This window comes from Streptomyces sp. NPDC048420 (genome assembly GCF_040651535.1).
GTDB lineage: Bacteria > Actinomycetota > Actinomycetes > Streptomycetales > Streptomycetaceae > Streptomyces.
In genome coordinates, this window is sequence record NZ_JBEZKG010000018.1 from 14,830 (window position 1) to 40,892 (window position 26,063).

The 26,063-nt window shown below is 65.7% G+C and carries 26 protein-coding genes and 1 pseudogene; 6 read left to right on the forward strand and 21 right to left on the reverse strand.

Going from position 1 to position 26,063, the window contains the following annotated elements; genetic code table 11:
* Position 1 precedes the first annotated feature (1 nt).
* The 6 genes from AB0D34_RS31165 to AB0D34_RS31190 all read right to left on the reverse strand — a co-directional run bounded on the left by AB0D34_RS31165 (position 2) and on the right by AB0D34_RS31190 (position 4,624).
* Positions 2-1,084 carry a methyltransferase gene (locus tag AB0D34_RS31165; RefSeq protein ID WP_362667439.1) on the reverse strand — a complete coding sequence of 361 codons (1,083 nt, stop codon included), beginning with the start codon at positions 1,082-1,084 and terminating at the stop codon, positions 2-4.
* A gap of 112 nt (positions 1,085-1,196) precedes the next feature.
* Positions 1,197-2,147, reverse strand: a complete 951-nt coding sequence (gene tgmB / locus AB0D34_RS31170) for an ATP-grasp ribosomal peptide maturase (RefSeq protein WP_362667442.1) — start codon at positions 2,145-2,147, stop codon at positions 1,197-1,199.
* The gene (gene tgmA / locus AB0D34_RS31175) at positions 2,144-2,359 is read right to left on the reverse strand and encodes a putative ATP-grasp-modified RiPP (protein ID WP_362667444.1); all 216 of its coding nucleotides are present in this window, start codon (positions 2,357-2,359) and stop codon (positions 2,144-2,146) included. The genes tgmB and tgmA overlap by 4 nt, the downstream gene beginning before the upstream one ends.
* 124 nt (positions 2,360-2,483) lie before the next feature.
* On the reverse strand, positions 2,484-2,951 hold the full coding sequence (locus tag AB0D34_RS31180; protein WP_362667447.1) for a hypothetical protein: 468 nt from the start codon (positions 2,949-2,951) through the stop codon (positions 2,484-2,486).
* Between the two features lie 87 nt (positions 2,952-3,038).
* A complete protein-coding gene (locus AB0D34_RS31185; RefSeq protein WP_362667449.1) occupies positions 3,039-3,887 on the reverse strand; it encodes a helix-turn-helix transcriptional regulator in 849 nt (282 codons plus the stop codon).
* A complete protein-coding gene (locus AB0D34_RS31190) occupies positions 3,884-4,624 on the reverse strand; it encodes a DUF6879 family protein (protein ID WP_362667451.1) in 741 nt (246 codons plus the stop codon). The genes AB0D34_RS31185 and AB0D34_RS31190 overlap by 4 nt, the downstream gene beginning before the upstream one ends.
* A 404-nt stretch (positions 4,625-5,028) precedes the next feature.
* Here AB0D34_RS31190 and AB0D34_RS31195 point away from each other — a divergent pair, with 404 nt between their 5' ends.
* Positions 5,029-6,240 carry a DUF262 domain-containing protein gene (locus tag AB0D34_RS31195; RefSeq protein WP_362667453.1) on the forward strand — a complete coding sequence of 404 codons (1,212 nt, stop codon included), beginning with the start codon at positions 5,029-5,031 and terminating at the stop codon, positions 6,238-6,240.
* Between the two features lie 17 nt (positions 6,241-6,257).
* Positions 6,258-6,866 carry a HEPN domain-containing protein gene (locus AB0D34_RS31200; RefSeq protein ID WP_362667456.1) on the forward strand — a complete coding sequence of 203 codons (609 nt, stop codon included), beginning with the start codon at positions 6,258-6,260 and terminating at the stop codon, positions 6,864-6,866.
* Between the two features lie 101 nt (positions 6,867-6,967).
* Here the strand turns inward: AB0D34_RS31200 and AB0D34_RS31205 are convergent, their stop codons facing one another.
* Together AB0D34_RS31205 and AB0D34_RS31210 are read right to left on the reverse strand one after the other, a co-directional pair.
* On the reverse strand, positions 6,968-7,171 hold the full coding sequence (locus AB0D34_RS31205; RefSeq protein WP_362667458.1) for a DUF397 domain-containing protein: 204 nt from the start codon (positions 7,169-7,171) through the stop codon (positions 6,968-6,970).
* A complete protein-coding gene (locus AB0D34_RS31210; protein WP_362667461.1) occupies positions 7,171-8,016 on the reverse strand; it encodes a helix-turn-helix transcriptional regulator in 846 nt (281 codons plus the stop codon). Before AB0D34_RS31210 ends, AB0D34_RS31205 begins: the two co-directional genes overlap by 1 nt.
* Positions 8,017-8,218: 202 nt before the next feature.
* On the opposite strand from AB0D34_RS31210, the gene AB0D34_RS31215 reads away from it, so the two are divergent.
* Positions 8,219-8,881 (forward strand): ATP-binding protein, encoded by a 663-nt coding sequence (locus AB0D34_RS31215; RefSeq protein ID WP_362667860.1) that lies wholly within the window; start codon positions 8,219-8,221, stop codon positions 8,879-8,881.
* Positions 8,882-8,985: 104 nt separating this feature from the next.
* On the opposite strand, the gene AB0D34_RS31220 is transcribed toward AB0D34_RS31215, so the two are convergent.
* A complete protein-coding gene (locus AB0D34_RS31220; protein WP_362667863.1) occupies positions 8,986-12,066 on the reverse strand; it encodes a DUF3427 domain-containing protein in 3,081 nt (1,026 codons plus the stop codon).
* 269 nt (positions 12,067-12,335) lie between these two features.
* On the opposite strand from AB0D34_RS31220, the gene AB0D34_RS31225 reads away from it, so the two are divergent.
* Positions 12,336-12,953 (forward strand): hypothetical protein, encoded by a 618-nt coding sequence (locus tag AB0D34_RS31225; RefSeq protein WP_362667463.1) that lies wholly within the window; start codon positions 12,336-12,338, stop codon positions 12,951-12,953.
* Positions 12,954-12,988: 35 nt separating this feature from the next.
* Positions 12,989-13,627, forward strand: coding sequence for a hypothetical protein (locus AB0D34_RS31230; RefSeq protein ID WP_362667466.1), 639 nt, complete (start codon positions 12,989-12,991; stop codon positions 13,625-13,627).
* A 600-nt stretch (positions 13,628-14,227) separates the two neighbouring features.
* On the opposite strand, the gene AB0D34_RS31235 is transcribed toward AB0D34_RS31230, so the two are convergent.
* From AB0D34_RS31235 to AB0D34_RS31280, 10 genes are all read right to left on the reverse strand, one after another.
* Positions 14,228-14,830 carry an ATP/GTP-binding protein gene (locus tag AB0D34_RS31235; protein ID WP_362667468.1) on the reverse strand — a complete coding sequence of 201 codons (603 nt, stop codon included), beginning with the start codon at positions 14,828-14,830 and terminating at the stop codon, positions 14,228-14,230.
* Positions 14,811-15,206: a DUF742 domain-containing protein gene (locus tag AB0D34_RS31240; RefSeq protein ID WP_362667471.1), complete on the reverse strand. Its 396-nt coding sequence runs from the start codon at positions 15,204-15,206 to the stop codon at positions 14,811-14,813. The genes AB0D34_RS31235 and AB0D34_RS31240 overlap by 20 nt, the downstream gene beginning before the upstream one ends.
* Positions 15,206-15,646: a roadblock/LC7 domain-containing protein gene (locus tag AB0D34_RS31245; protein ID WP_362667473.1), complete on the reverse strand. Its 441-nt coding sequence runs from the start codon at positions 15,644-15,646 to the stop codon at positions 15,206-15,208. Before AB0D34_RS31245 ends, AB0D34_RS31240 begins: the two co-directional genes overlap by 1 nt.
* Complete coding sequence (locus AB0D34_RS31250; protein ID WP_362667475.1) at positions 15,643-18,150, reverse strand: nitrate- and nitrite sensing domain-containing protein; 2,508 nt, start codon at positions 18,148-18,150, stop codon at positions 15,643-15,645. Before AB0D34_RS31250 ends, AB0D34_RS31245 begins: the two co-directional genes overlap by 4 nt.
* Positions 18,151-18,902: 752 nt before the next feature.
* Positions 18,903-19,283 (reverse strand): VOC family protein, encoded by a 381-nt coding sequence (locus tag AB0D34_RS31255; RefSeq protein ID WP_362667478.1) that lies wholly within the window; start codon positions 19,281-19,283, stop codon positions 18,903-18,905.
* 648 nt (positions 19,284-19,931) lie between these two features.
* Positions 19,932-20,183 (reverse strand): hypothetical protein, encoded by a 252-nt coding sequence (locus AB0D34_RS31260; RefSeq protein WP_362667481.1) that lies wholly within the window; start codon positions 20,181-20,183, stop codon positions 19,932-19,934.
* A complete protein-coding gene (locus tag AB0D34_RS31265; RefSeq protein ID WP_362667484.1) occupies positions 20,176-20,424 on the reverse strand; it encodes a hypothetical protein in 249 nt (82 codons plus the stop codon). Before AB0D34_RS31265 ends, AB0D34_RS31260 begins: the two co-directional genes overlap by 8 nt.
* A 19-nt stretch (positions 20,425-20,443) precedes the next feature.
* Positions 20,444-20,692: a hypothetical protein gene (locus AB0D34_RS31270; protein ID WP_362667487.1), complete on the reverse strand. Its 249-nt coding sequence runs from the start codon at positions 20,690-20,692 to the stop codon at positions 20,444-20,446.
* Positions 20,689-21,813 (reverse strand): WXG100 family type VII secretion target, encoded by a 1,125-nt coding sequence (locus AB0D34_RS31275; protein ID WP_362667489.1) that lies wholly within the window; start codon positions 21,811-21,813, stop codon positions 20,689-20,691. The genes AB0D34_RS31270 and AB0D34_RS31275 overlap by 4 nt, the downstream gene beginning before the upstream one ends.
* The gene (locus AB0D34_RS31280; protein ID WP_362667492.1) at positions 21,810-22,139 is read right to left on the reverse strand and encodes a type VII secretion target; all 330 of its coding nucleotides are present in this window, start codon (positions 22,137-22,139) and stop codon (positions 21,810-21,812) included. Before AB0D34_RS31280 ends, AB0D34_RS31275 begins: the two co-directional genes overlap by 4 nt.
* Positions 22,140-22,499: 360 nt before the next feature.
* Between AB0D34_RS31280 and AB0D34_RS31285 the strand changes: the two are divergent.
* A pseudogene (locus AB0D34_RS31285) lies at positions 22,500-23,408 on the forward strand (hydrolase); the annotation flags it as partial.
* A gap of 66 nt (positions 23,409-23,474) precedes the next feature.
* Here AB0D34_RS31285 and AB0D34_RS31290 read toward each other — a convergent pair.
* Positions 23,475-24,485 (reverse strand): SEC-C domain-containing protein, encoded by a 1,011-nt coding sequence (locus tag AB0D34_RS31290; protein ID WP_362667494.1) that lies wholly within the window; start codon positions 24,483-24,485, stop codon positions 23,475-23,477.
* Between the two features lie 103 nt (positions 24,486-24,588).
* Entirely contained in the window at positions 24,589-26,061 is a 1,473-nt protein-coding gene (locus AB0D34_RS31295; RefSeq protein ID WP_362667497.1) for a beta-1,6-galactanase, read from the reverse strand.
* Between the last annotated feature and the right edge of the window lie 2 nt (positions 26,062-26,063).

Below are 26,063 nucleotides of genomic sequence, written 5' to 3' on the forward strand. Positions count from 1 at the left end.
GTCAGGTGGCCCGAGCGCGACCCCGCTCCAGCGTGCCGATTCTGTGGGACGGATTGTCGAGCCACACCACATTCTCTTCGGGCGTCACCGTGAGCCCGTACCGCCCCAGCTCCGGGCACCCGGCACAGAACCACTCGGAGACGGCCGCTTCGATGGCGAACCAGAGATTTCGCGGACCGCCTTGGAAGACGTGCGCGGTGCCCCCGAGGCTGGGTTCCAGCGCTGCCCAGGAGCCGTCGGGATGCAGGAACCAGCGGCTCGCTACGCCGTTCAGCTTGAGCCCGACGGTCAGCGTCCCCGGCAGCCTGAGCTGCACCGCCCACATCAGGGAGGGCACCGACAGCATGGCGGGGGCGATGTTCGACAGCATCCCCTCCGCCCTCTGACGCTCGTCAACCGCGGGCCGAAGCAAGGGCCCCACCTCGGACGTCGGCGCGTCCCGGTCCGGCATGAAGGAAACGGTGCTGTCGATGAACCGCCCACGCGCCAACTCCGGCGACTCCACGCGCACCCGCACATAGCCGTAGGCACCGAGACTGCCGACCAGCGATGCCAGGATGACTCCGCCGGGAGCTGACTGTTCCAGCCAAGCCGCCGGAATGTGCGTGGGAGAGTACGTGGCCATGATCCGGTCGTACGGCGCCCGTTCAGGGCACCCCGCGTCAGCATCACCGGTCACTACCCGGGGATGGTGACCGAGGGAGGCCAGCCGCTCGCGTCCAAGGTCCGACAGCCCGGGGTCGTACTCGGCGCGCGCAACAAACCTGTCTCCCAGACGCTCGCAGAGCAGAGCGGTCGAGTAGTCCGAGCCGCCTCCCGCCTGAAAGACGGACATCCCGTCGGTCACATCCAGGTCTTCGAGCATGCGCACGACGGATCCGGGGAGAGTCGACGAACTCGTAGGAACGCCCCTCACCGGGGCATCGGTCGAGGTCGTGGCCCCGTTGTCGAGCTGAGTCACCCACGTCTTGTTCTCGTAGCAGAGGCGCAGCCACTCGGTGGGGTCGCGATCTCGAAGCACCGGCGTGTACTCGGTCACCCCGTCGGCCCCTGAGCCGTCCCGGAAGAACTCGGGCAGGAACACATGACGGGGAACCGTCTCTACGGCCCTGCGCCACTCTGGGGAGCGGAGCGACATGTCAGCCTCCAACTCGCCAACCAGCTGCCGCAGAAGCGACCTGACTGGTTCGGGTGACTCATCGGCCTTCATTTCCTGCGCCCTTCTCCAGTAGTTCGGCGATGCTGCGGGCGATCGGCATGCCCGTCTCCTGTTCGATCCAGTGCCACTGACCGTTGGCGTTCACCTCTAGGAACCGCCATGCCCCTTCGGGCGTCACGACGAAGTCGAACGCGCCGAAGACGAGCTGGAAGTGGCGCATAAAGGCCCTCACCCGCAAGCGCACCGACTCGGGAACGACGGTCGGACGGTAGGTGAGGCTTGCGTAGTCGGTCCTCCAGTCGACCAGCGCCGCGTCCGACCCCGCGTGGATCTCCACGGCGAAGAAACGCGAGCCGACCACCGTCAGCCGGACCTCGTGTGCCTTGTCCATCCACTCCTGAAAGAGGTGAGCGCAGAGACGAACCGAATCATCGAAGTCAGCCGGGTCGACGATCACCGTGTCGACAGGGGACCCCAGAGACTTCGTGATAATCGGAGCCCCGATGTCGGCTGCGAACTTACGGCCGTCCGCAGGGTCGTTGGTGATGATCGACCGGGGAGGATTGAGCCCGAGGTCCTGAGCGACCCTGAGCTGCCACGGCTTGTAATTGGCCTGCTGCTCACGAGCTGGATGGTTGATCCACAAGCAGGGGAGGGAAGCGACCACACCGAGGAAACCCGCCCGGGACTGAGCCGCCGCGAACTGCCGCTCAGCCTCGGACATACCGTCGGGTAGTCGGAACTCCTCGGGCCTGCGGTAGTAGACCGCTCTCACAGAGGACAGGTCGAGCTGTCGAACCCCGTTGTCGAGGTTGCCACCCCAACCACCCTCTAGCGTGGCGGACATCGTGAGCTCCTGAGGGAATTCCGCGGTGTCACAGCGGAAGACCGGCACCCCACGGTCGTACAACCGCGCCACCACCGAATCCGCGGTCGCGTCGAACTGGTTCGTGAGCACCAGCACCGACTCCTCGGCGACAGCCGTCACCAGAGATCCGTTCCCTCGTCGTTCTGGCTGTCGCTGTTGGTGTTGCTACTCGTGTCTCCGGCCATGAGGTCGGCCCAGGGATTGCCGGCAGCCGTCAAGGCGATCTGCAACGTCGGGTCGTAGGTCACGCCGTTGGTGTCCGCCGCTCGGCTGGTCTGGCGCGCGGCGAACCGCATGGCGAACGGTGTCGTTTCGGGGAGTACGACCGTCATGTGGACTGCCTCTCTTTGTAGGGGTCTGCGGGGCGCTCGCCGAGCTTCGGGAGCAAAGTCCATCGGTACTTGGCACGGGGCGGGAGTTCAGAATTCGCCGGTTGCGACAAGCACGCTGAAAGGCTCACACGCGCGTGCCGATCGCGATCCGGTCGTTGCAGGCCAGCCGTGTCAACGCCTGGAGCAGGATCTTCAAGCGGCGCTCGTCCAGTAGCGCCACGGCGGTTAGATAACTCTGGCGGATGCCCGCGATCGACAGCACCAGTTCAAGAAACGCCTGCTCGCCGTCGTCGAGCCCAAGCGTGTGCGTGCGCTTGGCTACGCTCTCCCACCGGCACGTCATGACCCCATTTTGTTTGCTCACGAGCGCTGTACGGACGTTGTCCCGGGAGAGGAGCTTGTCCTCCTCTACGAGGGCTTGCACCGCGGTGCGGTCGCGTAGGCCGACCGCTGACCGGATAAGCAACTCGCTGAGCGAGGGAGTCAACGTCTCCTCGGCCGTTGCGTCCGCGGGAGTTGGGGTCCTCGTGACGAGAGCGTGAGGCCCTGGTGGCTCGCTTCTTACTGCCTGCCAGGTGGGTTTCGTGGCCATGACCAGCACGTTAGGCAGGGCAATTGCGTGGCCATGAAGGGATTGCGAGTGATTGCGCTCACGGCTGTGATGCTTGCGATCGATTGCCTACGGAAGGTCCAAGCAGGCCCTTGCTCGGCCGATCAGGCGCCGCGCGGGAGCTCCGTACTCAGCCGATTCAGAGAGCCAGTCCCATGCTCGTTCGTACAACTGGATGTCTTCGTCACCGGTAAGCCAGAGTTCCTCGCTGATCGTCTCGACGATGACCAACCGTCGGTCGTAGATCCAGAAGGCGTGTGGCGCCGTACGACGCAGCTGCGTGCCGAAGGGAATGATCCCGAGCTCGATACGGCGCTGGCCCACCAGGTTGTACAGCCGGTCCAGTTGTTCGGCCATCACTTCCGCGAGGCATGATCGGTGGTACAGGGCTGCTTCGCAGATGAGGAACTGAAACGTCTTCTCCGGGTCGTACAACGCCTCCTGGCGGCGCATCCGGGCTTCGACGGCGGCCTCAGTGGTCGGCGGAATGCCTCGGAACTCAGCGTTCGCGTCGAAGATGGCGCGGGCGTACTCGGGTGTCTGGAAGAGCCCCGGGACGCGCGACACCTCAAGCCCGCGGATCGATTTCGTGACCTCGCTCTGGCGTACGGCGATCTCCTGACGGCCGCGGTGACCGCCGGCCAGCTGGCGTCGCCAGGAGCGGTGTCGCTGTTTCATCTCCAGCCCGGCTCGCAACCCTTGGAGTTCCGCCTCGGCCTCAGGCCGACCGCAAGCTTGCGCCCATGCCGTCAGGTCGGCTGTGGTTGGGGTCTGCTTGCCGTTCTGGAGTCGGGAGACCTTGGAGGGCTGGCAACCGAGCTTGGCAGCAAGGTCCTTTCCATCCAGACCGGCCTCGGTGCGCAGCTCGCGAAGCCGCGCACCGAGGGCTTCCCTAGCAGTCTGGTAGTCCGTGCTCACACTGTGGAACGTACCCGTCTGGCGAACTCCTCCGTGCGCACGGCAAAGTGCCAGGCGGCGTCCCGAGCTTGGCACGCCGCGAGAACTTCGGCCGGATCTTCGGTGACGTATACGCCGAGGGTGGTGTCATCGTCGTCGAAGGCGAAGCGGGCGACGATTTTGGAGTCGAAGAGCCAGAAGTCATGGTCTGGCAGCCGCAGTTCCCTTGCCTGGGCGCGGGTGAGGTTACGGATGTCCTCGCCAGCTGTGATGTTGCTGGGCGCGCTCGCGAGGAGGAACTCCTGTCCCTGGGTGAGTGGTTCGTCGACCACACGTACGCGCTCAAACCTCTTCCCCTGGGCCGTCTGTGCGCGGACGTTCTCGCGCCAGGAGTTGTCCGGAGCACTGCCGATGTCCTCGCCCGCGAGGAACAGTGGCCACTTGGGATTCTTGCGATCAGAGGCGTAGCCGCGACGGGTTTCGAGGCGCCAGGCGGTGTGCTTGAAGTCCTGGAAGAGGTGGGAGATGGAGGCGAACGGCTGGAGCTCGGGGGTGTCGCTCGTAGGCGCGTAGCGGGTCAGGAGACTGCGCGGGACACGTACGAAGGTCTCGGACTCCTTGACATCCCGGAGCTGGGCCAGGTGTTCCGGGTCGGTCTCGCGCTCTCCCTGGACGAGGATCTCGCCGGTTTCCTCGATGTCATACAAGGTGGGGCAGTCACCGTCGTCGCTGGTCGTGCCGATGAACCTGAGCACCATCTACATCCTCCGTCTGGCTCGTTGGAGATCCAGGATGCGCGCGGAGTCCCGCTCGCATAACAGGATTGCTGCAGATTGCGCATCTTGTGGAGACAGCAGAGATTGCAAGCAAGCCAACACGACACCCGGTCCTCCAGCGGCAGGCTCCACGGCCGACCTCTGCGGACTGCGTCAGCTCCTCGTGAACGGGGCGATGAACAAGGGTGAACACCGGACCAGCTCGCACCTCGCGACGTGCCAGCGCCAACCACGCACGAGCTTGTTAGCCATGGGACCCAAGCTCTGCGCTCACGCTTACGAGCAAAGATCCTGATGGCCATACCCATGGGCGAACTACTCTGCGAAACTGGGGCGGCTGAGGAGTAAGAGGTCTTGGGACCACCGGGTGAGAGGTGCGGACTAGCGTGGCGAACGACGACCTGGCCGACTGGGACGACGTAGATGGCGAAGAAGAGGACACGGCCGCAGCGGTGACCTCTGAGGAAGTTACACGGGCTGTCGTCACCGACACCGACTGGACGGCCGAAACTATCCTTAGCCAACTACGGCGCGGAAATATTCAACTGAATCCGCGATTTCAGCGTCGAGACGCATGGAACAAGCCCAGGAAAAGTCGTTTCATTGAATCTCTGATCCTGGGCCTGCCCATCCCGCAGATCGTTCTAGCCGAAGACAAGAATCGCCGCGGAAAATTTATTGTGCTGGATGGTAAGCAGCGGCTGCTGGCTCTTCGGCAGTTCGCAGCTGGGTCATCATTCGCGGCATCGGCGGAGGAAGAGGATTTCAAAGGATTCTCGCTCACGGGGCTAGAAGTCCGTCAAGACTTGCGGCTTGCTACGCTTCGAAAGATGGAGGATGACGACAGTTATGTGGATGATCTGAACTCGCTCCTAAACGAGACGATTCGAACCGTTGTCGTGCGACGTTGGCCTAATGAGGATTTCCTCAATCTCGTCTTTCTCCGGCTGAATACAGGCAGTGTGAAATTGTCTCCGCAGGAGCTTCGACAGGCCCTTCATCCTGGCCCGTTCACTGACTTTTTGGACGACTGTGCGTCTGAAAGCGATTGGCTGCGAGCGGCTCTGCGAATTGACAAGCCGGACTTTCGAATGCGGGATGTAGAGGTTCTGCTTCGGTATTTCGGTTTCCAGTTCACTCTGGATGACTACACGGGTAACCTCAAAAAGTTTCTTGATGATACCGTAAATCTCCTCAACGCCCAGTGGGTGAAGGAAGATGTTCGTATCAAGCAAGTCGGGGACAACTGCAACAAAGCCATCGAGGCGACGTTCAAGATTTTTGGAGATAACGCGTTCTATCGCTGGGCGAGTGGTAAGTATGAAGGGCGGTTCAATCGAGCTGTTTTCGATGTAATGACCTACTACCTTTCGGAGGAGACCGTAAGGGCTAGGGCATTCTCGCGAGCCTCGGCCGTCGAATCGGCCTTCCGTGAGCTGTGTGACACTAATCAGCGTTTCGTTGAGTCGATTCAGACAACCACAAAGACTCCGCTCGCTACTCATCGCAGGCTATCGCTCTGGGGTGAGGCGCTCGGTGGAGCGATTGATATGCAGCTACGCGTTCCTGAATTGCGCGACAATCGACTCGTTCCGTAGGGGTTCGGATGGTTTCTGTGCGATTCGAGGAGCTAGAGAGGCGGATCGGGGAGCTGCGGCGGAGTTTCTTGCCGCAGGCGTTTGATCCTACGGGTGACTACGAAGACCTCGTCTACGAACAGACGCGCGCCTTCAGGGTTCTAGCGCATGCTGAGTTCGAGTCATTTATAGAGGATCGCGTCATCGAGGTTATAGATGAGGCCGTTTCTGGTTGGAAGGTTAGTGGCTCAATAGCCGTTAGCCTCTTGGCGGTCGTGGCCTATAGGGAATCTGCGCCGCCCATCCCTGGGTCTCTAAGCGAAGCAGCTGCCAGGCCGGAAAAATTTCCTGCCCTGGAGGCGCGAATAGAGGCTGCGCGGGCTGATATGCACCGTTACGCGCGAAAACAGAACCATGGAATAAAAGAAAAAAATCTCCTTCGATTGCTCTTGCCAATCGGTCTACAGGAGGCGGATATTGACTCTGGATGGCTCAGTGCGACCGAGACCTGGGCTAGGGCTCGCGGTGATGCTGCCCATCAGGGGGCAAAGATGCAAGTCAAGCCCGATCCGCAAAATGAGCTAAAGATAGTAAACGTGGTGCTCGATGGTTTCCGTGATATCGATATCCACATGGAGAGTAAGTAGGGTGAGGTTTAGGTTGGTAGATGTACGACCTCTGGTGTTTGATGCGTCGGAGGTCGTTTCTATCCTCTAGCCGGTTTGGCTTACTGATAATGAGGGCTCGCTCAGTGTTTCAATATATGAGCCTGCCGCAGGGACCGTGTGAAAGCGTGCCATGCCTGCTCCCGAACGATGACCACGGGTCCGCTGACATTCTTCGAGTCGCGTACGAGGGCCCCGCTGCTCGTGCGTGCACATTCGACGCACTCCGTACCGCTGCCTCCACTGTGGGAGGACTTGAACCACTGAGGTTTCGACGCGATCGACATTAGAACTCCTGGTTTATGTCGTTGATGATTTCCGTTGAGGCTTCTAGATCGAGTGCCTGGGCGCTAAGGTATTCGAATGCTGATCGATAGCGTGCAAGCTCTTGCCGATTTTCCATGAAGAGGCCGCCGCTGAGTAGATCCACATACACCACATCCAGGTTGGGAGCGGGTCCCCGGAGGATGGCGAAACTGCCAACTGCCGCTGCGTGCGCTCCTTTTGAGAAGGGGAGTACTTGTACGGTGATGTGGGGCCGCTGAGTTAGGGCAAGCAGGTGGCGGAGTTGCTCTTGCATGACCTTGCGCCCCCCCACTTGGCGACGCAGTGCCGCCTCATCGATCACGCACCAGATATGCGGTGGTTCTTCGCGGTCGAGGAGCTCCTGGCGCTTCATGCGGATGTCGACCATGTGTTGCACTTCGCGCTCTGGGCACTGCACTTCAGATGCTCGATGAACCGCCTCGGCGTAGGCCCGGGTCTGGAGTAGGCCGGGGATGTACATGCACGCGTAGTGATCCTCGCGTACGACTTCGTCCTCGAGTGTGAGCATCAGGTTCATCGACTCAGGGATGGGGTCGGCGAGAGATCGCCACCACCCTTGGATCTTGGCGCCCTTCGCGAGCTCCACCAGAGCGAGGCGTTCCTCGTCGGAAGCGTCGTACTCGCGACAAAGGGCGTCGACGGCCGGCCACTTGACCGTGCCCTCCTTGGTCTCGTACCGGCTGAGAGTCGCCTTCGAGATGCCAACGCGTGCACCTGCCTCTTCAAGGGTCAAACCCTTGCGTTCGCGGAGGCGGCGAAGGTCAGCACCGAGTTGGCGCCTTCGGGTCGTGGGTCCAACTGCCATTGAAACGGCCCTTCATGTCGATCTAGCAGATCGTCCTGGTTGTCCCCAGGGGACGGCAAGGTGGCGCACGCCGGGGGCGCTCGTGACGCAGCCGCGCTACTAGACGCGCAGGATGAGAGTTCCATTTTGAGAGTTCCAATGCAACTCTCTGTGTGTGGTCGGGAACACCCGGCAACTGGGTTCGAAGATAGAGGAGTTGATGATGGACTGCATCGCTGGCGTACCAAGGAAGCCTTGGAGTCTTCCCTTCACCGCGGAACCGGAGGAGGTGGCGGCTCTACGGCGAATCATGCGACTTCACCTGGGGTTGTGGGGTCTCCACGGCGTCATCGATGCCGCTCAGCTCTGTGTCAGCGAACTCGTGTCGAACGTGATCAAGCACGTGGGCTCTGGCACGCCCGTCACGCTCGTCGTCTCTATGAGCGGAACCCGTGTACGGATCGAGGTTCGCGACCCTGACACCCGGGCCTTGCCGACCCTCCTCGACGCGGCACCGGATGCTGAGTCCGGCAGAGGGATGGCGCTGGTCAGTGCTGTTACCGACCGTTGGGGCGTTCAGCTCCAGGCCGATCAGAAGGTGACATGGTGTGAGTTGCCGACAGGGTTGTCTTCAGCAGAGGGGCACTTCGGGGGTGCTCGTGTGAACCGTGTGGAGACGTTGCTCAGCGCGTACTGCTGCGAGTCGGCATGGCTGCGACTGGCGGGCGCCGGCGCGGTGGCTGTGGTCGAGGAAGCGGCGATCGACGTCATCGCTGATGTCCTTCACTGGTTGAGGGCTCACGGACGGGACGCCGACGAGGCCCTCGATCGCGCCCAAACCCACTTCGAGGCGGACATCGCAGAGGCGGAAGGTCTGTCTTCTTGAACAGTCTGAAGTGGCGGCCTTGAGCTGCTGGACGCGGTGAGAAGCCTGTCCAAAGGCCGCTGCGCTAGCTCAAGTCCGCCGCTTACCCGCGTTCGGGAAAGGGGTTACCCGGCGGCGATGGCGGAGTACGTCCACACGTCGGCCGGAAGCTCGTGCTTCAGCCGCCATGTGATCGCCATCGGCTTGCTGCCGGTGTGCTCCTCGTATGTCGCCGGACCGAGGAGCATCCAGGGTTGGGATTTGCCGATGTCCGTGTTCTTGTAGCGGCGCATGAACAGCAGTACGTGGCTGTCCTGTTGTGCATGGCGCTGGTAGCGCAGGCCCGTGGGGGAGTTCTCGGCAGTCGCGTTCTGGGACTCCCAGTGGAAGAGCGTGGGGCTCAGCGCGAAGTCCTTGTAGCGGATTGTGGGGGAGAAGTCCTTCTCGTTCTTCTCCAGGGTGACGAGCAGCGCGTCGGTCTGGATGTCCTCAACCCACTGCACTCCCTGCGCGAAGGACCGGGGCATCTGGCCACCGAAGCGGGCCACTCCCAGCGCGGTCAGGATCTCGGATCGGTTGTACGCGCTGTGGACCTTCAGGGGGATGTGGCTGTGCGGTCCTGAGAGGTCGATGGGGAAGTGGTCGGCCTGTTCGATGACGTACGACAACACCTGTCGCAACTCGTCGCGGAACACCTGGTGGGCGCGTAGGGAGGCAAGTCCCTCCTGGAAGCTGGTGAAGCCACCCGCGTTGTCCCACAGGTTGAAGAAGAGCATGCGGGCGTACGCCTGGTCGGTCGAATTCAGGGACTCGTACGCGGGAGGAGCGTCGGCAAGGAGACGGAGATAGGCCTGTGCGCGCTCAGGGTCGTCGACGTGTAGAAACGCGTGGACTCGTTTGAGGAGGGCCGTCTCTCCTGCTGGGGCGGAGTCTCCTACGAGGTCCGCCCTGCGGAGGACAGACGTCCAGGAGTTGTCGCTCTTGTAGAGCTCTTTGATCTCCCGACGGCTCTCCCGTAGGTAGTCCGCGAGGCGGGGAGTGCGGTAGTCCTTGACCTCCTTCACCAACACCTTGACCGTGGCGCCTAGTTGAGCGCGGATGTTGTCCAAGACGAGCTGTTTCGACTTGCCTTCGAGGATGATCTGGCAGCCGGAGGGAAGCTGGGGGAAGTCGTGCTCGATGTGGTCGACGAGTCGGTTGCGGGAGAGATTCGTCAGGGCCCGGAACTGCTCCTCGAAACGGAACTCCGCTCGATGCTGACCAATGAAGTCGAGGACAGTGAGGACAGGCTTCGTCTCCGTGCGGCGCAGGCCTCGTCCGAGCTGCTGAAGGAAGACCGTGGCGCTGTTCGTAGGACGCAGGAGTAGCAGTGTGTCGACGTCGGGGATGTCGAGGCCCTCGTTGAACAGGTCGACAGAGAAGATCACTTGAAGCTTGCCGTCTTGGAGCTCGGAGAGTGCTTGCGCTCGCACCCCGGCCGGCGAGTCGCTGTCCAGCGCCACAGCCTGGAATCCAGCCTTGCGGAAGAAGTCCGCCATGAAGTGCGCATGGGCCTTGGTCACACAGAAACCGAGAGCACGCATGGCTCCCGGGTTGGAGACCTTGTCGCGGATCTGCTTGACCACGATGCGAGCCCGGGCGTCATTGCCGGTGAACAGGTTTCCTAGGTCTCGATCGGCGTACGCCCCTTTCTGCCAGCCGATGTTGGTCAGATCGGTGCCGTCAGGAAGGCCGAAGTAGTGGAAAGGACACAGGAGATCGTTCTCCAGCGCTTCCCACAGTCTCATCTCGGCTGCGATACGGCCGTCGAAGAACTCGTCTTGGACGTTCAGCCCGTCCATGCGCTCAGGTGTGGCGGTGAGCCCCAGGAGCTGTTTCGGTTGGAAGTGGTCGATGACCCGGCGGTAGGTGGTCGCCGTCGCGTGATGGAACTCGTCGATGACGATGACGTCGAAGTGCTCAGGGGTGAGTTGCTCCAACCGCTGGACGTTCAGTGACTGGACGCTGGCGAACACGTGGTTCCACTCGCGCGGGTCTTCACCGCCGTACAGGAGCTCTCCGAACGAGGCATCGTCGAGCACCTCGCGGTACGTGCGCAAGGACTGCTTGAGGATCTCCTTGCGGTGGGCCACGAACAGCAATCGCGGATTCCCGTCGCCCAGCGTCCGACGCAGGTTTCGATAGTCCAGAGCGGCCATGACCGTCTTGCCGGTCCCGGTCGCCGCAACCAGGAGATTGCGGTTCCGGCCGCGGATCTCGCGCTCGACGTGGAGGCGCTCAAGCATGTCCTGCTGATGCGGGAACGGGCGGACCTCAAGGCCGGAAAGACTGATCTTGAGGTCGGTGGTGGGGCCGGTTCCACCGGCCTGGGCCAGAGCTCGGTCCAGACGCTCGCCGTCGTTGTCCGGGTCGTACCGTTCGAAGGCGCTGTCGTTCCAGTACGCGTCGAAGGTGGCCTCGAACTTGTTGAGCACCGCCGGAGTCGCCACGGACGACAGACGGACGTTCCACTCCAGACCGTCCAGGAGCGCGGCCTTCGACAGGTTGGAGCTTCCGACGTACGCCGTGTCGAAGCCGCTCTTCCGCCGGAACAACCAAGCCTTCGCGTGGAGCCGTGTCGAACGGATCTCGTAGTTGACCTTCACCTCGGCATCGAAGTCGCGGACGAGACGGTCGAGTGCCTGGCGGTCGGTGGCGCCGATATAGGTAGTCGTGATGACGCGGATTGGGACTCCGCGTTCCTTGGCGGCGCGGAGCGAATCCTCGAGTACGCGCAGGCCATACCACTTCACGAAGGCGCACAGCAGATCAATGCGGTCCGCCGTGGCCAGCTCGGCTCGTAGTTCGCTACCGAGACTCGGATCCTCGGGGGAGTTGGTGATAAGCGCGGTCTCGGAAAGCGGGGTAAGCGGGCGCATCGCGTAGACACCGGGGGCTTCCTTCTCGGCCAGTGCCAGGAGCTGACGAGGCCCGTCAGCGATGAGCTCGCCAACGTCACCGCGGCCGTGTTCCAAGGGGTCGGCTGCGAGTGACTCCATGACCTGGTTGGCTACGGCGACGCGCTTCTCGGGTGGTAGCTGACTCAGTCGTCGCCCGATGGCCCGGCTGATGTGTCGGGCGAGCACATGGGGAGACGATTCTTCACTGACGTCATCGTCGATGGCTTTCCAACCGGCGGCGTTGAGCTGCTCCATCTGCGCCTGCATGCGCTGGGTGATGAGCTCCTCGTACACACCCGCGACTGGCTGTGACAGATCCCCCGGCTGAGCCACGCTCTTCCCCAATCGCTCGATATACGGCAACTGCTCTGTTGTAGCAGGTGACACTGACATCTCTTGTGCGGGATGAGGTCACCCAGCCCTCGCTCGCCGCCTGGGCATCGCCAACCCGTCAGATCGCGATCACCAGACGGTGGAACCCCGGTTCCGGGACGATCCGTTCGGCTGACCACTCGTCCAACCAGAGAGACACGGGAATGAACAACGACTGCCGCGACCAGGTCCAGCCCCACCTTCAGCCGGGAGAACAGCTGATCGCGGTGTGCGAGGGTGAGATGGCCCCCGGGGTGCCGGAGCGGCCGGTCTGGTTGCGGCAGGCGCCCCAGGAATCGGAGCTGGAACGCCGGATCAAGTCCCGTCTCCCGGGCGCGGTACAGAGGTTCCTGCGGCCGAGCGAATCGAAGGCCGCCGGTGGTGTGGAGCGGACGATGGAGGGCGCCGAGCTGGCGGTCGACAACACGCTCGCTCAGGCGGCCCACGGCAAGGGCATGTACGGCGGTTGGGAGAGCCAGGCCGGGCAGTTCCTGGTGGCGCACTACAGTGCCGCGCGTTTGCCCGCTGCCAGGTTGGCGGTTGCGTTCACTGACCGCCGAGTGCTCGTGCTCGCGGACCGCGCGAAACTCTGGCAGACCACAACGGCGTACGAACTGCAGTGGGAGGCATCACGAGCTGCCGTTGTCGGCGTCCGCGCGAATCCCAAGGGCGTGCTCCAGCGTGGCCGTTTCGAGTTGGGGTTCGCGGACGGGTCGTGGATCGCGTTGGTGGCCTCGGTGCCGACGCATGCAGAGCCGTTTGCGGCACAGGTGGGTGGCTGAGAGATAGATCGCCGAGTAGGGCCGAGAGGGGCTTGATGGGTGTCCAGGAGCGCAACCGTAAGGTGTACCGGCCGCTGTGGCGGGCCGGGATCGAGGTGATTCCGGACGCCGTGCCGGACGGTGTGATGCCGTTCGTCGTGGGATACGGGGCCGAGGACGTGGTGGGCGGTTTCTCCCATCGGTACGACACCCCGCGGCTTGTCGAGCGACTCAATTCGGACTGGTACGACCTCGCTGTTTCCTCGGGTCTTTTCGACCACCGGCGCGAGTTTCTCGTGCAGCTTCCGCAGGGCACGCGGTCGCACCAGGCCGCCCTGCGGCACCTGCACAGTGACAGTTACACCGCGCCGGCGGTCTGGAGCCGGGTCCGGCTCCTGGAGCGCTGGGACATCATGGGCCGGGCCGCGGGGTCGGCGTTCCTCGGTGTTCATGCGGGCCATCCGGGCTTCGCGATGATGGCTCTCGACAGCAGTGTGTACGTCCATGCCTCGACGGGTGAGATCGGCGTCGACGTGCTCGTGGTGCGCCACCCGGATCGCTCGGAGAACGTCCTGCGGCACCTGGAGCGGATAGCGGTTCACGACAGTCCCTACGTCAACCGTGAGTTCAAGGAGCGGATCGCCGTATGGCTTGCGGGTCGCGCAAGGGGCGCTGTCAGACCTTCGGGCGGCTGACAGGGGCCAGCTGCGGGAGAAGCCGGTTCGTCGGTGTAATCCGGCGGAGATTTCGTGAAAAGCCGGGTGTTGACTCTGCGACAGGCAGAGCATTCCGAATGCCATCTGTCATGTACCGGATTAGTGACATCTCGCCTCTGTTCTGGAGGTCATGGATGCCGTCGGTCGTGGGGCTGCTGGAACAGCGTGAGCTCGTGGCTCGCCGTCGCGTGGACGAGTTGCGGGAGGGGGCTGACCGCATCCAGGCTGAGCTGGCCGTGGCTGAGCGGGACTGGAAGGAATGGGCCATCGCTCGATCGCAATCACCCTCAGCACGATGTACCGCCGGCTCGACAGATGGGCCGCGAACGGACTCATCACCAAGACCGGACCAGCGACCTACAGCAGCCCGAAAGCCCCCTCAACTACCTTGCCACCAGCGGAAACGCGCTAACTACCCGGCCTTGGGGAACTTCAGTGGAATGGGGTGACGCGGCCGGGCTGACCGGCGCCGTTACAGGCATCGTCGGGCTGGGATTGTCGTTCGCGAGCCTGGGAAAGGCCAAGCAAGCCAACCAGAGCATGCGATCACCCCCGGCCGCGACGCGACCGTCCCGAGCGTCAGCCGACGGGCTGCGCCGGCGTCCCGGGATGTCCCGCCATGACGTGCTCGACGAGGGTCGTCAGCAGCCCACGGCTGACCGCACAGTCACGCACGTCGGACAACACCACGGGCACCAGGGGATCCAGGTCGAGCGCGGCCCGGATCTCCTCCTGTGTGCGGTCCCGGACGCCGTTGAAGCAGTTCACGCCGATGACGAAGGGAATGGATCGGCTTTCGAAGAAGTCGACTGCCGCGAAGCTGGTGTCCAGCCGACGGGTGTCGACCAGCACGACGGCGCCCAGCGCACCGTGGACCAAGTCGTTCCACATGAACCAGAAGCGCTCCTGGCCGGGGGTTCCGAACAGGTACAGGACCAGCTCACGGCTGATGGTGATCCGGCCGAAGTCCAGGGCCACCGTGGTGGTGGACTTGTCCTGGACGCCCGCCAGGTCGTCCACGCCGACGCCGGCCCGCGTCAGGTACTCCTCAGTGGACAGCGGGGTGATCTCGCTCACCGCCCCGACCATGGTGGTCTTGCCGACGCCGAAACCACCGGCGATGAGGATCTTCATCGCCAGGGGGGCGAAGCCCGCCGAGTGATCAGAGCCCGCGTAGCCCATCGCGCACCGCCTCGAGGATCGTCATGTCAGGGAAGCCGCTCGCGTACGCGAAGGCGAGGGGCGGCCGGGCACGCAGGCACCCGGTCGTGATCAGGTCGCCGATCAGGATCTTCGTCACGGAGACAGGGAGATTGACGGAGCCGGCGATCTCGGCCACAGCCTTCGGCTGCCGGCACAGTTCGAGGATCGCCCGGTGCTCCGGCTGGAGCCCGGGCCGTGGCTGCCCACCGTCCGCCTGGCCGGAGGTCACCGTGGCCACCACGGTGATCAGGGTCAGGTCGTCGCTCTCCGAGGCCGTCCGTCCCCGCGTGATCGTGTAGGGGCGGACCATCGACCCGTCCTCGTGGAGCTCGGCGTTCTCCGTCCAGTGAGCCACTACCGTTCCTCGGCGTCCGCATCCGTGTCCAGGGCCCCGGGATAGCGGGGCGAGGTCCCCATCCGCTGGCCCACCTGCTGCACGAGCGTGTGCATGGCCACGGCCATGAGTTCAGCGTCGACCTCCTGGGAGGCCACCACGGCCAGGTGCGTACCGCTGCCGGCGGAGGTGACGAACAGCCACAACTCCGCCAGTTCCACGATCACCTGCTGGACCGGGCCTCCGTCGAAGAGCCGGCCGATGCCGCGGGCCAGACTCTGTTGGCTGGTGGCGACGGCCGCGAGCCGTTCGGCGTCGGACCGCTCGATCATGCCGGACTTGGCCATGACCAGGCCGTCGTCCGACAGCAGGACGGCGTTCCGGGTTCCGGCGACCTGGTCGACGAGGCCGTCGAGGAGCCAGTCAAGGTCCGAGTGGCCGGCGGTGGTGTGGTGCGTCATGAGCGATCGTCTTCCGTCGTGGACGAGGTGGGCGGGGCCTGGACGGCGCCGGTTTCAGGGCGGTTCCTGGCCAGCCGGGACTGCCGCTGGAAGGCCGCGACCGCGGCCCCGGAGCGTCTCGGTCGGGTGGGAGGTGCCGACTCGGGTCGCTCGGGCTGGTGACCGTCCGGTTCCCTGAGCTCCGCGACGAGGCTGGACTGGCGCACCCGCTGCGGCAGCGGCCGTGACGGTCCTCCCTCTTCCGGTGCGGGCAGCGCGGCCTGGTCGGTGCCGGGTTCGGTGTCCGTCGCGGAGGTGACGGCCGCCATGGCGCGCCCGCGTGTCCTGGCGGGGAGCCGGCCGTACTGCCATGGGCCGCGGACCGGCGTCGCGAAGGTGGCGTCCTCACGTGTCGCCTCCGGCCGAGCGCCGGCGCTGGTCTCCGAGGGCCGAAGCCGCCAGGCCGGTTGGGGAGCCGGCCCCGCGGCCGTCTCCTCAGGCGCGCCTTCGGCCGGTGCCCCGGCCTCCGCCGGGCCGACGGGCGCCGGGCTCGCGGTGACGAGTTCGCCGGGCACCAGTACGACGACCCGCGTGCCGCCGAACGCCGAGGGGCCCAGCTCCACCCGGACACCGAGGTCGCCGGCGAGCCGTGCCACCACGTACAGACCCAGCCGGACGTCGTCGGCCCGGGTCATCACGTCCAGCTGCGGCGGATTGCGCATCAGTGCGTTGGCCGCGGCGTACTGGTCGCCTTCCATGCCGAGGCCCCGGTCCTCGATCTCCACGACGATGCCATGGCCGACCAGCCCCGCCCTGACCTCCACGGGCATGGGCGGCTTGGAGAAGGAGGCGGCGTTCTCCATCAGCTCGGCGAGTATGTGGATCAGCGGCCCGACCGCCCGCTGGGACAACGCGGGGCTGCCCGCGACGTCGATGGAGATCCGGCGGTAGTCCTGGACTTCGCCCTGGGCGGCGCGCAGCAGGTCCAGCAGGGCTACCGGCCTGCGCCAGCGGCGCTGGGGCTGGCCGCCCCCCAGGATGACCAGGTTCTCCTCGTAGCGGCGCAGCCGGGCGGTGAGGTGGTCCAGGTCGAACAGGCCCTCCAGCACTTCGGCGTCCTCGTGCCGTCGCTCCATCTCGTCGATCTTCTTCAGCTGCATGCCGATGAGCAGCTGTGTGCGCCGCGCCAGCCGCTGCAGCAGCAACTCGAAGCCGCGGTGCTGCCGAGCCTGGTCGACGGCGGCCGTCACGGCGCTGCGCCGGGCCAGGTTCAGCGCCGTGCCCAGTTCGGCGAGCTCGTCACCGGCGTACTCGACGGTGGGCGCCTCGGCGTCCACGTCGATCTCCTCGCCGTTGGCCAGTCGTTCGATCACCTCCGGAAGCCGGATCCGCAGCTCCTGCGCTTCCTGACGCAGCGCCAGGACGCGTCCGCGCAACGCGTGGCTCATACGCCAGGTGAGCGCCACCACCAGGACGACAGCCACCAGGATGATCGCGGTCGCGGTGACCAGCAGCCTCCACGGCTGAGCGATGGTCCGCGCGACGATGGCGGAGACCGAGGCCAGGCGCGTGTCGAGCAGCGCCTGCAGCCGGGTCTGGACCGCCGGCAGGTCGGAACGCCACCGCGCCTCATCCCAGGCGACTGCGATCTCGTCCCCGCGGTGCTCCGCGGTAGTCGCCTTGAGGAGCCTGTCCTCCTGGGAGGTCAGGTCCACCCACTCCTTGCTGGAGGTGAGTTCCCGGTACTGCGTGACCTCGTCGCCGTGGAGAGCCGGCGCCGCCCGTTCGCCCAGCAGGTACTTCTGCGTGGCGATGGCGTCGACGGCACGTCCGTATGCGGGGTACGGCAGATGGCAGGAGTGTCCGCAGGGTGCGAGCAGTGCGTCGACGCGGTCCGTCATCTCCATGGCGGAGACCAGGTCGATCAGCGGTCGCGCCTCGGTGAGGGCCTCGCCGTCGGCCCCGCGGTCGAGAGCGTCAACGAGGTTCAACTGCGCAGTGACGGCACCGGTGTAGTAGTCGTACGCGCTCTGCTGGCCGGCCGTCCCGCTGTCCACCGCGTGCCGCTCGTCCGCGAGCCGGGACAGCGGCCGCACGGCTCCCTCGATCGCCTGCGCGAGACCGTCCTGGCCGTGTGTGGTGTCCAGCGCGGTGAGAGCGGTGACGGCCGGCACCGCCTTGTCGGTCAGCCGGCGCTGGGCCGTGAGCGCCGCCCTCGACGCCGAGGGGTCGGCCAGGGCTTGGGCGGTCAGGGTCCGTTCCCGTTGCAGGGCGGAGGTCATCATCTGTACCGGAGGGCCCACCCGGTCTGCGAGCGACGACTGCGACGACTCGACGCGCCAGTCGTCGGCGAGGTGGAGGACGCTGAGGACCCACAGCGTCGCGAGGGCCACGCTGGGAACCAGGACGAGGACGATCAGGGTGGCCCGCAGCGACAGCCCGTGCGCGCGGTTGCGCCCCAAGGACGACCGACGTCGCAGGCGTCCGGATCCCGAGGGCCGGGGGTTGTCTTCGAACGCCGTCACGGGCAGTGCCCTCCTCGCGATAAGCCGCGTCGATGCGCGAATGAGCCGGGTGCGTGGGGGACGGCTGATCTTGCCACGGACTTGCCGTGGGCAGAGCCCGATCAGACGATTCCTGCGAACTGGAAGGCATCCCCTTACCTTCCCTTCACCCACGGTCTTCCCCGGTCCGTGCCTCGGCGGCGCTCGTGACGGGAAAGACGGCCGCATGACTCGGTTCCGCGACGCGTCACCGGTCCAGCCCGACAGCCGGGGTCTGGTTTCTTCGCCCCCGCACCTGCCCGCCGAGCACCAGGTCCTCGGTGCCGTGGGCCGCTGTTCGGAGTCCGGAGCCGGGTGACGTCGCCCGGCTGCCGGCGGCGGGTACGCCGTCCTGGCCCACCGAGGGGGCTCAGTGGGCGGCGACCACACCGGCTTCCCGCGTGCTCGGCACCTCAATCCCCCGGGTGGGCCCGCCGACAGGGCGAGGGGACGGGTGGGCGTTTGTCCGGCCGAGCGCTCACCGATGCCCCGCAACTGCTTGGCGATACGTTCGTCGTTGGCGCGGTGGTTGCGGCTGGTCTGGTCAAGGCCGCCGGCCATGTCGTCCATGTGGCGGCGCAGTTGACGCTGGGCTTGCTCCAGACCCTCCATCGCTTGCTCGACGGCAGCGCCTATGGCCTCGCTCAAAGCGCCGCGCCCACGTGTGCCGTGCAGCCGGGTGCGGCTGCGGCGCAGGTTCGCGTCGCAAGAACTGCATGGCTATCGCTGCGTCGTTACGGCCAGACTGTGGCCCGTGCTTGGAAGACTTCGGGATCGCTCTCCACGGGGAGCACGCAGATCAGCTGGCCACCAGGCACGCGTAGCACGTGGCACTCCTGCCACTGTGAAATCTGCTCCGCACCCAGGGCGATCAAGCGCGTGGTTTCCGCCTCGACGTCGTCAGTCTCAATGTCCAGGTGCATACGAGGTGCGTCGTCGACGGCTTGAACGGCAGTGATGAGTCCCGGCAGAGCCTCATGGAGGGTGGTGAACTGTGGGGCCGGTGGAAACGGTTGGGCGTCGACGCCGAGAGCCGCCGACCAGAACTTTGCTGCCTGGGCAGCCTCAGCTTCGGGTGTGTCGATAATGACCGCATATACGCGACTTCTGTGCACGTACGGGGACCTTCCATCAGACGTTGCGGAATCATCGTATAGACGCGCGAGGAGTTGACGACACCAGGGGCGACCGCAGAACTACCACTACTACGCCGGGCCGCTCTATATCTGGTTCGATGCGACCAACGAGTGCATCCACCTGAGCGGGTCGCTGGTCCGGGGCGGAGTGAAATGCACCCTCAGCACGCCGGACATCCGGTGCGGCCGATCCTGCGGCGCTGAACTGTCCGGCGGTGCCGCTCACTTCATGGTCGCCGTTGGGCCGCCCGCTTCTTTGCAGTGTCGTGCTTCCGCGGACTGCCTCAAGGGCGCTCCCTTCGGTCGCGTCGCCTTCGGCGATCGGCCTGCGGCCGACCCTTGACCCAGTCCGCTCCAGCGCGGGGGAGTAGCGAGCGGGCGGCCTGGGAGAGCGGGGGCCCGGGCGGGTTCGGGGGTGGGGGCCGGGGTTTGTGGGGCGCGGGCGCGTCTCGCCTGCACGCCGGGTCGGTTCGGCGGTCCGTGAGTGGGGTGTGCGCATGGGCCTGCCCGTGGGTGTGGCGGGGCTGAAGGTGCCGAGTTGACCAAGGGGTCTCAACAGTGTGGGGAAGGGAGTTCTGCGGGCTCGGGCCGGGGCGCGTCCCTGTTGCAGGCCATTCAGCGGCCGCACTAGAACAGCCAGACGCCGAACGCTGCCACCGCCAGGCCCACGGCCAGGAAGACGGCGGCCAGGAGTGCGAGCGGGAGCAGTTGCGCGCGGCGGTGCGGTGGGGCCAGTTCGCGCCAGGTGCTGAACGCCGCGTATGCCCCGATGAGGGCGATGGCACAGCCGATGACCACCGCGAGGAACCCGATGAAGGCGGTCCAGGTGGTGGGATGGTCCGGGTTGTTGTGCGCGACCGCCGCGAGGTTCTTAAACAAGGCGGATCCCGACGTACCCGATCGCCAGACCGACGGCGAGGATCACCGGGCCGATCACGTACCCGCCCCACTTCCTGTCTTGGATGCCATGTACGAGCACCACGCTCAGGGTGAGCCCGAGAACCGCGATCCCCAACCCGGCCACCAGGCACAGGAAGCCGAGGAACTTGGTCCATGTGTAGGGATGCTCCGGGTTCGGAGTCCACACCGCTGCAAGGATCACCTCGCTGACAGGCCTCATGCGCTCCATTGCCCAGGTGCTAGAAGAGTCGTACACCGAAGTACGCCAGCACGAGACCGATGGCAAGGATGAAGGGTCCGACCAGGTGGTCACCCCACTTCTTCTGGCTCTTGCCGCGCGAAATCAAAACGGTCGCGACAACACCGGTGACCGTGATCACGCACCCGACGATCAGCATCAGGTATCCGAAGAAGTTGATCAGGGTCAGAGGGTGGTTCGGATTCGGCGTCCATACGGCCGCGAGGGCAATGCCGCTGAGAGTGCTCACTCGTCCTGCTCGTCCTTCATCAGGTCCTGGATGTCGGACTCGATGCCGGATCCAGCGGCGTAGACGCCGGTGTTGAGGGCAGTACCCACAGTGTTCCTGAAGGCACCGTCCGCGAGTTTCCCCCGGTCGCTGAGGTGGTCTCCGCCGAGGCTGCCGTGTTCTTCCAGGGCGTGATTGACGCCGTGGTTCTGGGCATTGCCGAGAGCACCCGTGGCAGCGTTGGTGAGCGCGTCCTGGCCTATCGTCGAAGCGTCCGAACCGTTGGCGACGTCGAGCGTGATCCCGCCCGCGATATTCCCGGCCGCGCCGTTGAGGCTGGTACCGAGAAGACCATCCCCTCGCAGGAGATCGCCCGCCACTCCGGTCAGGCGTTCTCCCACCGTTCCGGCTCCCGCGGTGAAAGCCGCCGTACCGAACGCGGCCCAGCCGCCGTTCTCCAGGTCGTCCCCCACAGTTACCGGCTGTCCGTGGGCGGCCTGGTTCAGCATCAGGCTTCCGGAGTCGGCAACGAAGTTGGTGGCCAGGCTCTCCGTGGCATTCACGCTGAACCGCCCGAGCCAAGACGCCAGTTTCACCAGCGTCCCCGTCGTCTCGGCGCTCATCACACCGAAGCGCTCCAACAGCCCGGCGACCCGCTCAGCCGCCGACGTGAACAAGCCGACCAGATCCACGATCTTGGCCACCCGCTCCGCCACCGCCGTATTCGCCACCAGATCCGAGATGAACCCGGTGAAGAACGACAACGCGACCCCGGCGATCTCCATCTCCGCGATCTCGACGCAGATGTCGATGATCTCCTTGTTGATCCCGTCGATCTCGTCGGCGTAGGACCGCAGGCCGTCGGCGACGTGGTGGAAGTTGTCCGCGATGTCCTGGGTGACCTGCTTCTGTTCGCCCCAGCGCTTCTCGAAGGCGTCCCGTGCGTCCCCGTGCCAGCCTTGCCGGTCGACTCCGGCGATCGCGGAGTCCACGGCCCGTACGACGTCCGTCAGTTCGGTGCCCATGGTGTCCCAGGAACGGGCAATGGAGCGGAGCGTGTCGCCGTCGCCGCCCGGGAGTTCCACGCCGGCCGCCTGGAGGATCTCCAGGACCTTGCCGTCGATCCAGCTGTTGACGCTCACGAACGGTCACCCGAGGCCGCGGTGTGCAGATAACCGAGGGCGGTCTGGTCCGAGTTCGCGTAGTGGGTGGCGTTCAGCCGTAGTCGGTCGGCGTCGCTCCTCAGTACGTCCGGGAGGTGGCCGAGCGCCTTCGCCGTGTTGTCCAGCAACTGGCGGTACTTGTCTGCCGCGCCGTCGCAGATGCCCAGCAGCCCGAACGCCGCACCGATCTCGGCCGCGCTCCCCGAGAACGCCCCGATCGGCCCGGCGAGCCCCGACGCCTCCCGGTCGAATCTGCCCGCCAACTCCGTCAGCGTCTCGGGGTCCACCCCGAACTGCCCGCCCATCCGACTCCCCGTTCGAACTGTTCGAAAGCTGTCGCAGCGGCCAGCATCCCTGGGCGGGACCCTTCCGGAGAAGGAACTTTTACGTTTGCGAAGCAAGGGGTGACGCACACTTTGCGCCGCTCAGGCCTGGGCAATGCCTACGGGCTCGGAGGTCGACCGTGCCGGTGCGGTCGTACGGCTATGTCCTCCGGTAAGAGATCGCCGTGAAGTGGTCGAGGGCTCTGCCGACCGCCGTGATCTTCGCTGTAGCGTCCTGCCCTGTGTCGAGCGCAGGGCTCCCCAAGCCCCCGTTCTACGCGCGAAGACTCGTCCCTTGTCACCCGCACCGCCCCTCTCCCCCCACTCATGGAGGTTCATGCGATGCCCGGTCCCCGTAGGCTCACCACCGCCCTCACCGTCCTCGGCCTGGTCGCCGCCGGTGCCACCCTGCAGGCGGCCACCCCCGCCGCCGCGGCCACCCCGCACCGCGTGCTGTTCGACAACGGCCACGCCGAGACCGCGGGGAACGCCGACTGGATCATCTCCACCAGCCAGCCGGATCCGCTCGGTCAGAACTCCTCGCCGTCCGCCGAGAAGGACTGGACCGGCGCCCTCTCCTCCTGGGGCGTCGCCCTCCAGAAGACCGGGAACTACAGCCTCAAGACCGCGACGAGCGCGCTGACGTACGGCGGCTCCTCGGCCACCGACCTGTCGAACTTCGACACCCTGGTGCTGCCCGAGCCCAACACCCTCTTCACGACCGCCGAGAAGACCGCGATCATGAACTTCGTGAAGAACGGCGGCGGCCTCTTCATGATCTCCGACCACACCGGCGCCGACCGCAACAACGACGGCGAGGACGCGGTCGAGATTTTCAACGACCTGATGACCAACAACAGCGTCGACTCCACCGACCCGTTCGGCTTCTCCATCGACTCGCTCGACATCAGCTCCGGCTACCCGGCCGCCATCAGCGACAGCAGCGACCCCGTCCTGCACGGCTCTTTCGGCACCGTCACCAAGAGCCTCATCGCCGACGGCACCACGGCCACTCTGAAGCCCGCCGACAACTCCGCCGTCAAGGGCCTGGTGTACCGCTCCGGTTACTCCGGCAACACCGGTGCCTTCTTCGCCACGAGCACCTTCGGCAGCGGCCGCGTCGCCTTCTGGGGCGACAGCTCGCCGATCGACGACGGCACCGGCCAGTCCGGCAACACCCTCTACGACGGCTGGAACGACACCGGCGCCACCAACGCCGCCCTCGCCCTCAACGCCACCGACTGGCTCTCCGAGTAACAGCAGGAGCAAAGCCAGAACAAGAGGGGGCGAGCAGCACACCCTCGCCCCCTCACCACGTCACTCCCCGTGGCACTCCCCGTACACCCGGCCCGACCCGCACCAGCACACCGTCCCCCGCTGCGGCGGCCACTCCACCGCGCGTCCCCGCGCCGCCAGCGTCGTGGCGTACTGCGGGAGCAGGGAGACCTCCGCCGGAGACATGCCCTCCGAGGCCGCGAACGCCTCGTACGAGGGGACCGTGCCGGTGACGATCCCCAGGTTGGGGGTGCCTGAAGAGGCCAGTTCGCGCAGCGACGCCTCTATCGTCTCCAGGTGCTCCTCGTGGGAGGGGTACTCCGAGGACAGCGAGGGGTACGCGTCCACCAGCTCCGTCAGTTCGGAAGCAGGCCAGTGCAGGACCGCCACCGGGAACGGGCGGGACAGGGCCTCCCGGAACGTGCCGAGTTCCGCTCGCAGGCGGGAGATCTCCGCCTCCAGCTCCGCCGGGTTCTCCGAGCCGAGGGACCACACGCGCTTCGGGTCGTGCAGCTCGTCCAGGGAGACCGGGGAGGTGTGCAGGGTGTCGGCCAGGACGTCCCAGTCGTCGTGGGCCACGCCCAGCATCCGGCGGACGCGGTGGCGGCCGAACAGGAGGGGATGCGTGGAGTACGGCGGTTCCGCCACGTCCGTCAGGAGCGTCCGGGCGCCCTCCGTGAACGTCTCCTGCGCCTGCTCCAGCTCGTCGTGGGACTCCAGGGACTCCGCCACGATCACCCAGGGAGCCGGGTCCCGCGGGGCCGCCACGCGAACACCCTCGATGATCGCGCGGGCCTCGGCCTCGTGGCCGTACTCCCAGAGGTTCGAGGCCTTCAGGGCGCGGACGAGGAACGGGTTCTCCAGGCCGTCCTGCGCGGCCAGCAGGCGGTCGTAGAGGGTGGTCGCGGCGGGGCGGTCGCCGGCCAGTTCCAGATGGGCCGCGGCCTGCAGGAGCAGGGCCTCGGAGTCCTCGGGGTACCGGTCGGCGGTCCGCTCCAGGCGCGCCGCTTCGGCGTTGTGGTCGACGTTCTCGGCAGGCGTGTCGGGGCGCATGGTGGACACCGTACTGCCGATCAGTGACAAAGGGAGAGAGAGGTGCAGGCCAGGCGCCGGGCAACGAAAGCCCGGCCCCCGGCCCGCATCCGCGTCCGCGTCCTCAGATCGTCACGCCGTCGATCTGCAGCGTCTGCACCGCCTTCGCCGCGAACGGCACCGCCACCGTCTTCCCGCTCAGGTAGGTGTTCGAGTACGACGCGTACTTGTCGCCGCCCGTCGTCACCGTGTTCCAGCGCGGGACCAGGCCGCCGGAGCCGCCCGTCACCGTCGTGAAGCGGGACAGGTCGAAGGTCAGCGTCTGGGCCGACGTCGAGGTGTTCAGGGCCACGATGATCAGACGCTTGGCGTTGGCGTCGTAGGCCGCCGTGGCGTAGCTCACGCCCGTGTCGAGGATCTTCATCCCGGGGCGGATGTGCCGGCTGAACTGGGCCAGCACGTAGTACTTCGTCTCGACCGCCCCGGCCTGCAGGGTGCTGCCGTCGTACTTGATGACGCCCCATCCCGCCGTCGGGTCCATGACCTGCCAGTAGACCCAGGCCGTGGGGTGCAGCCAGCGGAAGTCGTAGAGGAGGTTGAAGGCCATGGTGTAGCCGGTGCCGTCGCCGTCGCCGGTCTCGGAGTTCCACAGCTTCTTGCCGGCCGTGGTCACGACGTCCGTGTAGAGGAGGTCCCGTCGGCCGTCCGAGCCCTGGTAACCGTGCACGTTGACCTGGTTGACGTACCCCTTCGTGGTCGAGCTGAAGGAGTTCCAGGTGGTGCGGGCGAGGTCGTAACTCGTCTCGTCCGAGGCCGAGATCTTCACGCCGGTCAGACCGCGGTTGTTCAACTCGCTGCGCATGTACGGCAGTACGGCCGCCTGGACCGTCGAGTCCATGTGGCAGCCCTCCTGCGTGCCGGTCGCCGTCCACCAGGACGACGAGGGCTCGTTGAAGGGGTCCACCGTCGCGAAGTTCACGCCCCAGTTGTTCTTGGCGTACAGGGCGGTCGCGGCCAGGTGCGAGGCGTGCTGGCGGTAGTTCCAGGTCTGGAGGTTGTTGCCGCCGCCCGAGGCGCCCGAGGGGTTGTGGTTGCTGCACATCCACCACATCGGGGAGTTGGCGAACAGCTCCGAGGTCGCCCCGCGTGACGTCGCCTTCACCAGCATCGCGCGCTGGTTCGCGTCCGCCGTCCAGTCCCACGCGGAGGACGTCGGGTCCTCGTTGTTCCAGTCCTGCCAGTAGCCCTCGATCTGCTTGAAGGCGGGGATGTTGGGCGACGCGACCATCGACGAGCCGCTCACCGTGTTCCAGCTGCACGCACCCAGGTTGTAGCGGGCGATGTTCAGACCGAGACCGGGGAGCGAAGTGCCGTTGTAGGACGTCGACTTGCTGGTGAAGAAGATGTCGGCGAAGTCGTCCCGGGCGCCGAACACGTTGGCCCACCAGGCCAGGGAGGTGCCCCAGCCCTCCCAGGTGCCGTACGAGGTTCCCGGACTGATGGCGACCGTGGCGTCCGCGTGTGCGGTGCCGGTGGCCAGGGCGCTGCCGAGGAGGGTGCCTCCTGCGGCTGTCAGCAGCGTTCTGCGTCGGATCATGG